This window comes from Rhodopseudomonas sp. WA056, from assembly GCF_010906995.1.
In the GTDB taxonomy this organism is placed as follows: domain Bacteria; phylum Pseudomonadota; class Alphaproteobacteria; order Rhizobiales; family Xanthobacteraceae; genus Rhodopseudomonas; species Rhodopseudomonas palustris_G.
Window position 1 is genome coordinate 1 of sequence record NZ_QPFS01000065.1, and the last position, 12,621, is coordinate 12,621.

The following is a 12,621-nucleotide window of genomic DNA, read 5'->3' on the forward strand; positions in this document are numbered from 1 at the left end:
CGTCAGATGCATGCCGGGTGAGGGGGCGCTTCCCCGCAACCGAGCCGCAGCGACTCGCGTCGCCCCTCCCCCCACCCCTCTCCCCGCAAGAGCGGGGCGAGGGAGCCCGCCGCAATTCTTGCACCGCTTAGCGAAGCAACCGCACCCGCGCTTCTCATCGCGCGGCCACTGATATGAGATAGCGTCGCCCTACCAACGCGATCGCAGCAACGACCGAGACAACCCCATGCCCATCGCCGCCGTCGTGTTCGATGCCTATGGCACGCTGTACGACATTCAGTCGGTCGCGGCGGTGACCGAGGCCGAGTTTCCCGGCCGCGGCGATCTGATCACGCAGCTTTGGCGGATCAAGCAGCTCGAATATACGTGGCTGCGCTCGCAGATGGGGACTTACGAGGACTTCGCGGTCGTCACCCGGGATTCGCTCGCCTACACGCTCGACTGCCTCGGCATCGAAGCGGGCGGCGGCGCGTTCGAGCGGATCTTCGCCAAATATCTCGATCTTGCGCTGTATCCCGAAGCGCTGTCGGCGCTGGATGCGCTCGCGCCCTGCAAGCGGGCGATCCTGTCCAATGGCAGCCCCGATATGCTCGGCGATCTCGTCCGCAACACGGGACTCGATCGCGTGCTCGACGACGTGATCAGTGTCGATGCCGCCAAGGTTTTCAAGCCGCACCCGCGCGCCTACGCGCTGGCCGAAGCGCGGCTCGGCGTGGCGCCGCGCGAGATGCTGTTCGTGTCATCAAACCCGTGGGATGTCGCCGGCGCCAAAGCGTTCGGCTTCAACGTCGCCTGGATCGAGCGCGTCAGCCGCGACGCGATGGCGCGCGAACTGCAGCGGCCCGGGCCCCTGCCACCGCAAACGCTGTTCAAGGCGCTGCGCACCCAGATGGACGTGCTCGGGTTCGAACCGGACCATCGCATCGGATCGCTGACGGCGCTGGCGGAGATCGTGGCGAGCCGCTGAGTTTGCGCCGTCGCAGGCTTTGCGGCATATCGGCTGCTCAGTTGCCGGCACCAAGCGCCGGCCCCGAGGAGCCGCATGAGTCTGGAATCCGTTCGCGCCTGGTTCGCCCAACACGCCCCCGATATCGCCGTGGAAGAATCGACGATGAGCTCGGCCACCGTGCCGCTCGCCGCCGAAGCCTACGGCGTGCCGCCGGCGCAGATCGCCAAGACGCTGTCGCTGCGAGTCGGCGATCAGGTCGTGCTGATCGTCACCAGCGGCACGACGCGGCTCGACAACAAGAAGGCCAAGGCACTGCTCGGCGGCAAGCCGAAGATGCTCGGCGTTCACGAAGTCGCCGATCTCACCGGCCACGAGGTCGGCGGCGTCTGTCCGTTCGGCTTGGCGCAGCCGCTGCCGATCTATTGCGACGTGTCGCTGCGCCAGTTCGACGTCGTGGTGCCCGCCGCAGGCTCGACGCACAGCGCGGCGCGGATCGCACCGCAGCGGCTGGCCGAACTGGTCGGCGCCGAATGGGTCGACGTCTGCGAAGCGCGCGATTGATCGCGCACTCGGCGCCCCACCAGCTTGCGCAACGCCGATGAGTAGTGCGCGGGGCGCAGCGGCGCCGACGTCGTTGCGGGCTCGATCGTCCCACCTCCCGTGAAAGCACCCGGCGGACAGGCTTGACATCGAGCGCCGCACGCTGGACGCTGTCGATAACGAACAAGATCAAGGACCGCGTGGCGCAACAGACGGGAAAACCCGCGGCCGCACGATCCATCCGGGGGAAACACATGCTGGGCAGACTGCTCGGTTACGCTTCGGCGTTGCTGGCCTGGATCGGCGGCATCGCGCTGGTGATGATGATGCTGCACATCGCAGCCGACGTCGTTGCCCGCTACGTCTTCAACGCGCCGCTGCACGGAACGGTTGAGATCGTCTCCTCCTACTATATGGTCGCCGTGGTGTTTCTGCCGCTGGCGATGATCGAGCGCGCCAACGGCCACATCGTCGTCGAACTCGCCACTCGGCATCTCCCAGGCTCCGTACAGAACGTGCTGATCGGCGTGGTCGCGCTGCTGTCCGCGGCCTATTTCGGTGCCTTCGCCTGGCAGACCGGCGGCGACGCCATCAAGAAGTACGAAATCGGCGAACAGGCGCTCGGCACCGTCGCGGTGACGGTTTGGCCGACGCGATTCTTCCTGCCGGTCGGCTGCGGCATGATCGCGCTGGTTCTCGTCTACAAGGCGATCCGACTGTTCAGAGGCGAGCGCAAAGTGCTGCAACCTCACGTCGCGCGCGAAGCGATCGAATAACAACAAGCCGAGCGCAGGGGAGACGCCGAGGATGGATGATCTGACGCTGAGCGGGATCGTGCTCGGCCTGCTGATCGTTGCGCTGCTGATGCGGGTACCGGTAGGCGTCGCTCTCGGCGGACTGTCGTTTGCCGGGATCTGGGCGATGCTCGGCCCGCGGGTGGCCTGGGGCACCCTGACGTCGATGCCCTACGATTTCATCTCGCACTGGACCCTGAGTTCGGTGCCGATGTTCCTGCTGATGGGCTACGTCTGCTACCATTCCCAGCTCACCGACGGCCTGTTCCGAATGGCCCGCGCCTGGCTGTCGTGGATGCCGGGCGGCCTCGCGGTGGCGTCGGTCGGCGCTGCCGCCGGTTTCTCGGCCGTGACCGGCTCGTCGCTCGCCTGCGCGGCCGCGATGGGGCGGATCGCGATCCCGGAAATGCTGCGCAGCAGGTATCATCCCGGCCTCGCCGCCGGCACGGTGGCGGTCGCCGGCACTATCGGCTCGATGATCCCGCCGAGCATCCTGCTGCTGATCTACGGCATCTACGCCGAGTTGCCCATCAGCAAGCTGTTCATCGCCGGCATCGGCCCTGGGCTGCTCACCGCCGCGCTCTACGCAGCGATGATCGTGGTCCGCGTCAAGCTGAACCCGTCGCTGGCGCCGCGGGTCACCGAGAACGTCTCCTGGAGCGACCGCTTCGGTGCGTTCCGCGGCACCTGGCCGGTGCTGGTGCTGATCTTCGGCGTGTTCGGCGGGCTGTTCGGCGGCGTGTTCACCCCGACCGAAGCCGGCGGCATCGGGGCGCTGCTGGCCTTCATGATCGGCTTCGCCAAGCGAACGCTGACCTGGGACAAGGTCAAACTCGCGATCACCGAAACGCTGGTGACCACCGGCTCGATCTTCATCATCGCGATCGGCGCCCTGTTGCTGACACGATTTCTGGCGCTGTCCGGTTTCACCGATTTCATTTCCAGCGTCGTCATCGACGGCCAGGTCTCGCCGATGATGCTGGTGCTCGGCACCATGGCGGTGCTGCTGTTCCTCGGCTGTTTTCTCGACCCGATCGGCATCATGCTGCTGACGCTGCCGGTGTTCCTGCCCGCGGTCGAGAAGCTGCACGTCGACCTGATCTGGTACGGCATCCTGCTCACCAAGCTGCTGGAGATCGGACTGATCACGCCGCCGGTCGGGCTCAACGTCTTCGTCATCAAGGGCATCGTCGGCGAAACGATTCCGATCGAGACGATCTTCCGCGGGATTCTCTGGTTTCTGGTCGCCGACCTGATCTGCGTCGCGCTGCTGGTCGCGTTCCCGCAGATCGCCACCTATTTGACCACGCTGATCAACTAGCCGGAGCTGCTCACGGACGTACCGAGGACGGCGAAAAGCCGCACATTGAACCACAGGGAGAAACGACATGAAGGCAAAATGGATGGCCGCGACCGCATTGGCGCTCGCGTTCGCACTCGGCGCCTCCGGCAGCGCTTCGGCGGTGACGCTCAAGGCGGTGCACTATCTGTCGCCGAAGCATCCGGTCGGACTCGGCTACGAGACCTTCGCCGAAGAGGTCAAGAAGAACACCAACGGCGAAGTCACCGTCCGGATCTTCCCGGCCGAATCGCTGCTCGGCGCCAAGGCGATCTCCGACGGCATCCGCGATCAGGTCGCCGATGTCGGCTTCGCCACCATGAGCTACACGCCGTCGTACTATCCCTATGGCTCAATGCTCAACGACCTGGCGATGGTCGGCGAGAACGACATGGCGGCCGCGATGGCGATCACCGAGCTGTTCAACCTGCATTGCAAGCCGTGCCTCGCCGAATACACCAAGCAGAACCAGTTGTTCGGCAGCGGCATGAGCACCGCGCCCTACGTGCTGATCGCCAAGGGCGACATCAATTCGCTGGAGAAGATCAAAGGCAAGAAGCTGCGCGCCGGCGGCGCACTGTGGGACCGATTCGCCAAATCGGTCGGCGCCACCGGAGTTAACGTGCCGTCCTCGGAGATGTACGAGACGCTGTCGCGCGGCATCATCGACGCCGCGGTCTATGCGGTCGGCGGGCTCAAGACCCACGGCCTCGCCGATACCGCCGGCCAGGTGGTGCTGCTCAATCTCGGCTCGTTCCGTTCCGGCAACCTGTATTCGCTCAATCTCGACACCTGGTCGAAGATGACGACGCCGCAGCGCGCCGGCATCCTCAAGGCGATCCCGGTGGCGGTGGTCAAGACCGTCAACGAGTATCACGCCGGCGACAAGGCGGCGCTGGAGCTCGCCAAGGAGAAGAAAGTGCCGGTGGTGCAGCCGGACCCGGCGCTGCTCGCGGCGCGCAAGGATTTCGTCGACAAGGATCTGCCCGGCATCGTCGATGCCGCCAAGAAGAAAGGCATCGAGAACGCCCAGGAGTTCGTCGACAAGTACAGGGAACTTCTGGCGAAATACGAGAAGCTGATCGCTCCGATCGAGAACGATCCGAAGAAGCTCAGCGACCTGTTCTACGACGAGGTCTACGCCAAGCTCGACCCTGCGACCTTCGGGGTGAAGAAATAGCGCAGCTCTGAATCCTGCTCCCACAGAAAGATCGAGGGCGGCCTCGCTGCGAAGGCCGCCCTCTGCTTGTTAGGCAATGGAGAAAACCAGGTCGCCTACCAGCGGCGTCCGTGCCAGCCGCGATACCCGCGCGGGCCGTAATAGCGGGGACCATAGTAGCGCGGAGGCGGGCCGTAAAAGCGCGGCCCATAGTAGCCGTAAGCGCCATAGTAGTTCGGCCGCCACCAGCACCGGCCCCATTCGTTACAAACGTAACGCACTTGGTCGACGTTCGCGGACGGGCTGCCGCTCGCCTGCGCGGCGGCGGGAAGGCCGTTCGGCATCGCCGCGGACGCGACGCCAGGCGCAAGCGCCACGGCACTCAGAGCGGCTGCGGCAGCGACGGCGAGTTTCAGCTTCATCGAACAACCTCCTTCGGATCGAGAACCTCAAAAACCGGTTCGATCCTATGAAGTTGCAGGTGAACAGGCGCTGACGAGCGAGTTCATCTAGATGAACTCGCGTTAATGTGTGCGGCCGAAATCGGTTCGCCGCGGAGCGCAGCCGGATTCGCTCAGGCGGCGCGGCGCACCTCGGAACCGTCGCGATGCAACGTGCGCAGGAAGCCGCGCACCGCATCCCCGAGCGTGCGCGCCTGCTGCGCCAGCGTGCCCGAGGCCGACAGCGTCACCTCGGCATGTTGCTCGGTCTCGCTGATGTTGCTGCCGACGCCCTGGATATTGCCCGAGATGTCGCGGATGCCGGCGAACGCCTCTTCGATGTTGCGAGCCACCTCACCGGTCGCCGCGGTCTGCGCTTCGACCGCAAGCGCCACCTGATGGGTGATGTCGTCGACCTCGCCGATCGAGCGGCCGATGCCGGAGATCGCATCGACCGCGGCACGGGTGGTGTCCTGCACTTCGGCGATACTGCGCGAGATGTCGCGCGTCGCATTGGCGGTCTGCTCGGCGAGCGACTTCACCTCCTGCGCCACCACCGAGAAGCCGCGGCCGGCGTCGCCGGCACGGGCCGCCTCGATCGTGGCGTTGAGCGCCAAGAGGTTGGTCTGCGAGGCGATCTCTTCGATCAACTGCACAATCGCGCCGATCCGTTCGGTGGCGGTCGACAGGCTGCCGACCGTGTCGCGGGCGTGATCGGAAGCCGCGACTGCGGCCTGGGCGATTGTCGCCGATCTGTTGACGCTGCTGAGAATCTCGTTGGCCGACGCGGTCAATTCGGCCGTTGCCGCCGCCACCGTCTCCATGTTGGTCGACGCCTGTTCGCTGGCGGCCGACACCGCCAGGGTGCGGTCGCGCGTCGCGATCACGCCGCGGTTGAGGCTGGTAGCGGTCTCGCCCATGTTGCTGGAGGCGGCGCCGACCGCGTCGATCACCGTGCCGATCGCGGTCTCGAATTCGGCGGTGTTGGCGTTGAATGCCGCCACCCGCGTCTCGATCGCCTGCATCGCTTCGTTGATGGTGCGGCTGGCGATCAGCAGCGATCCGCGCAACCCCTGCGGCAAAATGTGGCGGTAATACTTGTCGTCGCGGATCGCCGCCATCGCGGCGCTGGACTCGCGCACGAACGCGTCGCAGCGGTCGATCATGTCGTTGAACCGGCACTGCAGCTCGAGCAAGCGCCCGCCGTCGCGATATCCGATCAGCCGAGCCTCGAAGTCGCCGTCGGCGATCCGGCCACAAACCTGGTCGATCTGCGTGAGCATCCGATTCAGCCGCAGCAGCATCGCGGCAGCGCCGGCGGCGCCGAGCAGCGCGAGGCCGAGGCCGATCTGCTGCAGCAGCGGCACGCCGAGCGCCAGGCCCGCAACCGCAGCGAACGTCCCGACGACGACGACGCCGAGGCAGATCCCGGCCTTAGAGAGAGAAGACGAGCTGATCATAGGAAATGTTCTTCGCTTTGACGAAATCGATCAGATGCCGATAGCCGGCGGCCAGCGCGTCCTTGCCGTTGCGATGGCGAGTCTCCTGCGCCAGCAGCTCGGCATAGACCGGCTCCAGCGCAGCGACGATCCGGCGCTCCGGCACCCGGCGATTGGAATGATAGCCGATCACCGTTCCGGCGGCGTCGAACGACGGCGTGACGTGCGCAAACACCCAATAGTGATCGCCGTGCCTCGTCATGTTCTTGACGTAGGCGAAGATCTCTCGCCGCTCGGCGAGCGTGTCCCACAGCAGCTTGAACACGCAGCGCGGCATATCCGGGTGACGCACGATCGAGTGCGGCTGTCCGATCAGTTCGGCTTCGCTGTAGCCGCAGATGTCGGTGAATACGCGGTTGGCGTAGGTGATCCGCCCTTTCAGGTCGGTCTTGGAGACGATGATATCGTCGGCATCGAAGAACACTTCAACGCCAGTGGGCTTGACGGAAGGGATCACGGCGAATTCCGGTTCAGCGGATGGGAACGACTCTCGCCGGAGGTGAACGACGATGTCCAAGGAAAACTACGGGCGAGGTGTTAAGAGTTAGTTGGTCCAAGTAACGACTACTTCATCCACGATCGGCGCTCGGCGAACGCGCGCGACCGCGGCCGGCACCGCGCCTCACCTTGCTACCAACTTCGGTTGTAGTGCTTTGCCTGACAGATACGGAAATACTGTCCGGCATCACCGCTTGTCGTTCTGGCGACGTCCGACCCCTGCGATCAGCAGGAATGCCACCACGAGGCTGGCGAGGTTCAGCGCCGCCACCCGCACCGACTGACCGGACAGCCCCATCCCGTTGATCGTCGCAACGCTCAACACGGCGGCGATGACAACGGCGGCCACGAACCACCCGATGATCTTTCGCGACAGTTTCGGCATCGACCAAGTCGGCATCTGGGATGCTCCGCTTCGATGCCGGCTCTGCATTTGTCGGAGCGGCTATCGTGCGCAGCCAACGCTTCCGACGGGTCCGAGTTCCACCGGGGCAGCGGCCGCCCTCCCCCCGCCTCCTGATCCAACCGATTCTTAACATCTGGTTGCTAGGTCAAGCGGACGCCGCGTCGCGCCCGGTGCGGCCGGTTCGGGGAAACGCTTTGGCCGCCATGGACTCTCGACCCGCAGCAACGCCCCTGGCGGCGCTGAAGGCGCGCCTCGGCGCGATGTTCGGCGGATCGAACGAGGCCTCGCTGACCAATCGCCTCGCCGGCACCATCTTCCTGATCCGCGTGGTCAGTGCGGCGCTGGCCTATGGGGCTCAGATCCTGTTGGCGCGCTGGATGGGCGCGTCGGACTACGGCATCTACGTCTATGTCTGGACCTGGGTGCTGCTGCTCGGCTCGATGCTGGATTTCGGCATCTCCGCCTCGGCGCAGAAGATCATTCCAGAATATCGCGCGAGCGGCGATCTCGACCGGCTGCGTGGCTTTCTGTCCGGCAGCCGCTGGGGCACGCTGGCGGCCTCCGGCATGGTTTCGCTGCTGCTGGCCGGACTGGTGTGGGCGCTGTCGCCGCTGATCGGCGATGCGACCGTGGTGCCGCTGTATCTCGGCTGCCTGACGCTGCCCGCCTTCGTGGTCGCCAACACCCAGGACGGCATCGCCCGCTCGCACGACTGGATGCGGCTCGGCCTGATGCCGCAATTCATCATCCGGCAGGCGCTGATCATCGGCTTCACCGCCGGATTGTTCGCCCTCGGCTTCGACCTCGGCGCGGTCGCCGCAATGGCGGCGAGCTGCGCGGCGGTGTGGATCGCCATGCTGGGACAGATGCTCGCGCTCAACCGCCGGCTCGCCGGCCATGTCCCCGCCGGCCCGCGCGCCTACGACGTCCGCGGCTGGCTCGCGACTTCGTTGCCGATCCTGCTGGTCGAGAGCTTCTATCTGCTGCTGTCCTACACCGACGTGCTGGTGCTGCAGCAGTTCAGTACGCCGGAAGAGGTCGGCATCTACTACGCGGTGGTGAAGACCCTGGCGCTGGTGTCGTTCATTCACTACGCGATGTCGGCCACCACCGCGCACCGCTTCACCGAATACAACGCCGCCGGCGATACCGTGCGGCTGGCCGCCTATGTCCGCCATGCGATTCAGTGGACGTTCTGGCCGTCGCTGGCGGCGACGCTGGCCTTGCTGGCGCTCGGCAAGCCGCTGCTGTGGCTGTTCGGACCGCAGTTCACCGCCGGCTACGGCATCATGTTCGTCGCCGCGATCGGCCTCGTCGTCCGCGCCGCGATCGGTCCGGTCGAGCGGCTGCTCAACATGCTCGGCCACCAGCACGTCTGCGCCCTCGCCTATGCGCTCGCCTTCGCAGTCAATCTGGCGCTGTGCCTGATCCTGGTTCCCCGCTTCGGCGGCTACGGCGCCGCCGCCGCCACCTCTGCGGCGCTGACCTTCGAGACCGTGCTGCTGTTCTGGATCGTCCGCAAACGCCTCGGCCTGCACGTGCTGGCGTTCGGCAACAAAGGCTAGTTCAAGTGGTCGGCGCGCTGCTGACCGCCTCATCGCCTCATGCTATAGTTTCAAAATGAGCGCAGACAACCTCGAGGCTTTGATCAAGCGGGCGGAATCCTGGCCGGAAGCGGCGCGGGAGGAACTGGCCGCGGTGGCTCGCGAGATCGAAAGCGAACTTCAAGCCGACCGGTATCACGCCAGCGACGAAGAGCTGCGGATCATCGATGCTGCCGCCGCTACTCTCGACACGGGCGAACAGGCCACCGACGACGAAATCCGAATTGCGTTCGCTAAGTTTGGGCGATGAAGGTCGTCTACTCCCGGCAGGCTCTCGCCGACCTCGATCAGATCTCCGCCTATTACGGCAAGCACGCAAGTCAGAGAGTTGCCCGATCGATCGGCGCGCGGATCGAAAACGTGATCGCTCGAATCGCATCGGCTCCCGATTCGGCCCCCAGGGTCGCACAACGTCCCGACATCCGATCGGCAGCCGTTGTGCGCTATCCGTTTCGGGTTTTCTATCGCGTGCGAGACTCCAAGATCGAAATCCTGCACATCCGTCACACCGCGCGAGCGCCGATGCAGCAGAGCGATTAGGCGCCCTGCTCATCGACCAAGTCGTCGCCGGCTTGACCGGGCGATCGGTCATCCCAGAGTCCTGATGCTCTGGGATACGTGATGTTGCGAGCGGGCAGATCGACAAAAATGGTAAGCGCCCGCCCCCAACCCGCCTTAAGCCGCGGTCCAGCCGCCGTCCATCGACAGGTTGGCGCCGGTGATCTGGCTGGCGTCGTCGCCGCAGAGGTAGACCGCAAGTGCCGCGACCTGTTCGGGGGTAACGAACTGCTTGGTCGGCTGGGCGGCGAGCAGGACGTCGTTGATCACCTGCTCCTTGGTCAGGCCGCGCGCCTTCATGGTATCGGGGATCTGCTTCTCGACCAGCGGGGTCCAGACGTAGCCGGGCGAAATGCAGTTGCAGGTGATCTTGTGGGTGGCGAGCTCCAGCGCCACGGTCTTGGTCAGGCCGGCGATGCCGTGCTTGGCGGCCACATAGGCCGACTTGAACGGCGACGCGACCAGCGAATGCGCCGAGGCGGTGTTGATGATGCGACCCCAGCCGCGCTTCTTCATGCCCGGCACCGCGGCGCGGATGCCGTGGAACGCCGACGACAGATTGATGCCGATGATCGCATCCCACTTCTCGATCGGGAAATCTTCGACCGGCGACACGAACTGGATGCCGGCGTTGTTGACCAGAATGTCGACCGAGCCGAAGGTGGTCTCGCCGAGCTTGATCATCTCGGCGATCTCGGCCGGCTTCAGCATGTCGGCCGGCGAGTACACCGCCTTGACGGCGAACTCGCTCTCGATCGCCTTGCGCTCCTTCTCGATCGCGTCAGCTTCGCCCATGCCGTTGATCACGACGTTGGCGCCGGCCTTGGCGAAGGCGCGCGCATAGCTGAGCCCGATCCCCGAGGTCGAGCCGGTCACGACCGCGGTCTTACCTGTCAGATTCGTCATTATCCGCTCCTGTTCGCGAAGTTGAGAAAGCGGCGCAGAACAGGCCGCTTATTCGAAAGCATCCCGGGTGAGGTCCCAGGTCACCATGGTCTCGCCGTCCTGCGGCGCCCGCTGCCAGCTCTGGTCGCGCATCGAGACATAGACGTCCTGCTCGCCGGCCTTCCAGTGCTCGGTCATGTTCAGCCGGGAGAAATCGTAGTCCTTCGACGACGCCTCGTAATCCCGCTTACGATAGATCAGATGCACGACGGTGACGGCATTCTCTTGCGCCGCCTGATGCAGGATGGCGTAGGCCGGATCGTCGCGCAGTTCCGCCGGCAGCCGCTCGATCAGGTCGCGCAGCGCCTTGCGGGTGTTGTGGATCATCTTGTTCTTGTCGGTATTCAGCCGGGTGCGGCTGGAATAGCGGATGTCCTTCTCGCGCTCGGCGGCTTCCAGCAGCGTCTCCGGCAGCCGGCCGCGGGCGCTGAACAGATCGATCTGGAAGATCAGCAGATTCTCGCGCTGCTCGCAGTCGAGCACGTAGTCCAGCGGGGTGTTGGACGCGACGCCGCCATCCCAATAATACGCGCCGTCGATTTCGATCGCCGGAAAGCCCGGCGGCAGCGCGGCCGAGGCCATGATGTGCTCGGGGCCGATGGTCTGCTTGGTGGTATCGAAATACACGAAGTTGCCGGTGACGATATTGACCGCACCGACACTGAGGCGGATGCCGTTGTGGTTGAGGCGGTCGAAATCGACCAGCCGCTCCAGCGTCGAACGCAGCGGCGCGGTGTCGTAGTAGCTCAAATTCGACGGCTTGCCCGACGGCAGCAGATGCGTCGGCGGAAACCGCGGCGTGAAGAAACCCGGCACGCCGAAGGTGGCGATCACCGCCGCCGAGGTCTCGTTGAACAGCGAATGGGCGTGGTCGTCGTGCAGCAGGGGCTGCCACGGCACCGGCGATGACGCCATCTCCCAGAACTGCTTGAGCTTGTCGACGCGCTGCTCGCGCGGATTGCCGGCGATGATCGCGGCGTTGATGGCGCCGATCGAGATGCCGGCGAGCCATTGCGGCTCGAAATCGTGATGGCACAGTGCCTGATAGGCGCCGGCCTGATAGGCGCCGAGCGCGCCGCCCCCCTGCAGCACCAGCACGCGGCGCGCGTCGCAGGGCCTCGAGGGCTTTTTGTGCGGGGTCGGGTCCATCCGGTCGGTTGCACCTCGGGCAGGGACGCCGGCAACTTGGCGGGGCGCGGCGCCAGCGTCAATCGCGCCAACGGCGGGACGCGATCACGCCCGGTTTATCGCGGCGTGTCGGTGGAGGCGAGAATCATGGTCCAGAACACCTTGTATTTGGTGCCCGGTGCATAGCTGGCGGCGATGCCGATCCGGTCGACGCCCGTTTTCAACATGTTGGCACGGTGCGGCGGCGAATCCCGCCAGCCCGAAAACGCTTCCGCCAGCGTGTGATAGCCGGCCGAGACGTTCTCGACCGCAACGGCCGCCGGATAGCCGGAGGCGTTCAGCCGCTGCGCCAGCGGCGCCTTGACGTCGTGGTCGAGCTTGTTGCGCCTCGCCATGGTCGAGGACTGGTCCTCGGCGAGCTTGGTCAGCGCCGGATCGACCGTCACCGGGCCGAGGCCGTTGTTCTGGCGATATTGCGAGATCATGACGGCCGCGGCGGCGACGTCGACCCGGGCGCCTTCTCGCGCCATGCTCTGATACATTGACGGCGTGTCGACCGAAGGTGCGACATCGCCGGCACAGCCTGCCAGCACCAACAGGCCGAGAACGGCCATCACCCCGCGAAACATTCCGAAATTCCCCATCGCGCGCGATCGGCACCGCCGGCCCGTCACCGGCTCACGGCGCGCCGGGGAGTTGTTGCACGTCAACAGTGGCTGAAAGGTGAAGATACCGCAGGACCGGACACGCAATCAGGCCACC

General features: G+C 65.4%; 15 protein-coding genes. 8 read left to right on the forward strand and 7 right to left on the reverse strand.

The window, feature by feature from the left end; translation table 11 throughout:
* Positions 1-226 precede the first annotated feature (226 nt).
* The 5 genes from DU475_RS13925 to DU475_RS13945 all read left to right on the forward strand — a co-directional run bounded on the left by DU475_RS13925 (position 227) and on the right by DU475_RS13945 (position 4,802).
* Positions 227-967 (forward strand): haloacid dehalogenase type II, encoded by a 741-nt coding sequence (locus DU475_RS13925; protein WP_013504067.1) that lies wholly within the window; start codon positions 227-229, stop codon positions 965-967.
* A 75-nt stretch (positions 968-1,042) separates the two neighbouring features.
* Positions 1,043-1,510: a YbaK/EbsC family protein gene (locus tag DU475_RS13930; RefSeq protein WP_013504068.1), complete on the forward strand. Its 468-nt coding sequence runs from the start codon at positions 1,043-1,045 to the stop codon at positions 1,508-1,510.
* 233 nt (positions 1,511-1,743) lie between these two features.
* On the forward strand, positions 1,744-2,265 hold the full coding sequence (locus DU475_RS13935; protein ID WP_013504069.1) for a TRAP transporter small permease: 522 nt from the start codon (positions 1,744-1,746) through the stop codon (positions 2,263-2,265).
* 31 nt (positions 2,266-2,296) lie between these two features.
* Entirely contained in the window at positions 2,297-3,604 is a 1,308-nt protein-coding gene (locus DU475_RS13940) for a TRAP transporter large permease (RefSeq protein ID WP_013504070.1), read from the forward strand.
* Between the two features lie 67 nt (positions 3,605-3,671).
* Positions 3,672-4,802, forward strand: coding sequence for a C4-dicarboxylate TRAP transporter substrate-binding protein (locus DU475_RS13945; RefSeq protein ID WP_013504071.1), 1,131 nt, complete (start codon positions 3,672-3,674; stop codon positions 4,800-4,802).
* Positions 4,803-4,897: 95 nt separating this feature from the next.
* On the opposite strand, the gene DU475_RS13950 is transcribed toward DU475_RS13945, so the two are convergent.
* From DU475_RS13950 to DU475_RS13965, 4 genes are all read right to left on the reverse strand, one after another.
* The gene (locus DU475_RS13950) at positions 4,898-5,203 is read right to left on the reverse strand and encodes a hypothetical protein (RefSeq protein WP_164632463.1); all 306 of its coding nucleotides are present in this window, start codon (positions 5,201-5,203) and stop codon (positions 4,898-4,900) included.
* A gap of 152 nt (positions 5,204-5,355) precedes the next feature.
* The gene (locus DU475_RS13955) at positions 5,356-6,681 is read right to left on the reverse strand and encodes a methyl-accepting chemotaxis protein (protein ID WP_142883411.1); all 1,326 of its coding nucleotides are present in this window, start codon (positions 6,679-6,681) and stop codon (positions 5,356-5,358) included.
* Positions 6,656-7,177, reverse strand: coding sequence for a PAS domain-containing protein (locus tag DU475_RS13960; RefSeq protein WP_013504074.1), 522 nt, complete (start codon positions 7,175-7,177; stop codon positions 6,656-6,658). The genes DU475_RS13955 and DU475_RS13960 overlap by 26 nt, the downstream gene beginning before the upstream one ends.
* 228 nt (positions 7,178-7,405) lie before the next feature.
* The gene (locus DU475_RS13965) at positions 7,406-7,603 is read right to left on the reverse strand and encodes a hypothetical protein (RefSeq protein WP_235677158.1); all 198 of its coding nucleotides are present in this window, start codon (positions 7,601-7,603) and stop codon (positions 7,406-7,408) included.
* 224 nt (positions 7,604-7,827) lie between these two features.
* On the opposite strand from DU475_RS13965, the gene DU475_RS13970 reads away from it, so the two are divergent.
* Genes DU475_RS13970 through DU475_RS13980 form a run of 3 tightly spaced genes read left to right on the forward strand, consistent with a single transcriptional unit; the run spans position 7,828 to position 9,768 of the window.
* Entirely contained in the window at positions 7,828-9,189 is a 1,362-nt protein-coding gene (locus tag DU475_RS13970) for a lipopolysaccharide biosynthesis protein (RefSeq protein ID WP_164632464.1), read from the forward strand.
* 55 nt (positions 9,190-9,244) lie between these two features.
* The gene (locus tag DU475_RS13975) at positions 9,245-9,478 is read left to right on the forward strand and encodes a hypothetical protein (RefSeq protein ID WP_110784901.1); all 234 of its coding nucleotides are present in this window, start codon (positions 9,245-9,247) and stop codon (positions 9,476-9,478) included.
* Entirely contained in the window at positions 9,475-9,768 is a 294-nt protein-coding gene (locus DU475_RS13980; protein ID WP_164632465.1) for a type II toxin-antitoxin system RelE/ParE family toxin, read from the forward strand. Before DU475_RS13975 ends, DU475_RS13980 begins: the two co-directional genes overlap by 4 nt.
* Positions 9,769-9,903: 135 nt before the next feature.
* Here DU475_RS13980 and DU475_RS13985 read toward each other — a convergent pair whose 3' ends face one another.
* The 3 genes from DU475_RS13985 to DU475_RS13995 all read right to left on the reverse strand — a co-directional run bounded on the left by DU475_RS13985 (position 9,904) and on the right by DU475_RS13995 (position 12,488).
* A complete protein-coding gene (locus tag DU475_RS13985) occupies positions 9,904-10,692 on the reverse strand; it encodes a 3-hydroxybutyrate dehydrogenase (RefSeq protein ID WP_013504077.1) in 789 nt (262 codons plus the stop codon).
* 48 nt (positions 10,693-10,740) lie between these two features.
* Positions 10,741-11,880, reverse strand: a complete 1,140-nt coding sequence (locus DU475_RS13990; RefSeq protein ID WP_013504078.1) for a DUF3734 domain-containing protein — start codon at positions 11,878-11,880, stop codon at positions 10,741-10,743.
* Between the two features lie 95 nt (positions 11,881-11,975).
* Complete coding sequence (locus tag DU475_RS13995; RefSeq protein ID WP_013504079.1) at positions 11,976-12,488, reverse strand: CAP domain-containing protein; 513 nt, start codon at positions 12,486-12,488, stop codon at positions 11,976-11,978.
* Between the last annotated feature and the right edge of the window lie 133 nt (positions 12,489-12,621).